Source organism: Enterobacter sichuanensis, assembly GCF_002939185.1.
Taxonomy (GTDB): Bacteria; Pseudomonadota; Gammaproteobacteria; order Enterobacterales; family Enterobacteriaceae; genus Enterobacter; species Enterobacter sichuanensis.
In genome coordinates this window covers 1-788 of the sequence record NZ_POVL01000164.1, presented here as the reverse complement: position 1 = coordinate 788, position 788 = coordinate 1, and the positions used below count along the sequence as shown (strand labels likewise).

The following is a 788-nucleotide window of genomic DNA, read 5'->3' as shown; positions in this document are numbered from 1 at the left end:
GGCACTGTTGCAAATAGTCGGTGGTGATAAACTTATCATCCCCTTTTGCTGATGGAGCTGCACATGAACCCATTCAAAGGCCGGCATTTTCAGCGTGACATCATTCTGTGGGCCGTACGCTGGTACTGCAAATACGGCATCAGTTACCGTGAGCTGCAGGAGATGCTGGCTGAACGCGGAGTGAATGTCGATCACTCCACGATTTACCGCTGGGTTCAGCGTTATGCGCCTGAAATGGAAAAACGGCTGCGCTGGTACTGGCGTAACCCTTCCGATCTTTGCCCGTGGCACATGGATGAAACCTACGTGAAGGTCAATGGCCGCTGGGCGTATCTGTACCGGGCCGTCGACAGCCGGGGCCGCACTGTCGATTTTTATCTCTCCTCCCGTCGTAACAGCAAAGCTGCATACCGGTTTCTGGGTAAAATCCTCAACAACGTGAAGAAGTGGCAGATCCCGCGATTCATCAACACGGATAAAGCGCCCGCCTATGGTCGCGCGCTTGCTCTGCTCAAACGCGAAGGCCGGTGCCCGTCTGACGTTGAACACCGACAGATTAAGTACCGGAACAACGTGATTGAATGCGATCATGGCAAACTGAAACGGATAATCGGCGCCACGCTGGGATTTAAATCCATGAAGACGGCTTACGCCACCATCAAAGGTATTGAGGTGATGCGTGCACTACGCAAAGGCCAGGCCTCAGCATTTTATTATGGTGATCCCCTGGGCGAAATGCGCCTGGTAAGCAGAGTTTTTGAAATGTAAGGCCTTTGAATAAGACAAAA

The 788-nt window shown here is 52.3% G+C and carries 1 protein-coding gene; it reads left to right on the top strand.

The annotated features are described in order from the left end of the window. The first annotated feature begins 63 nt into the window (after positions 1–63). Positions 64–768: an IS6-like element IS26 family transposase gene (locus C5687_RS24315; RefSeq protein WP_001067855.1), complete on the top strand. Its 705-nt coding sequence runs from the start codon at positions 64–66 to the stop codon at positions 766–768. The last annotated feature ends 20 nt before the right edge of the window (positions 769–788 follow it).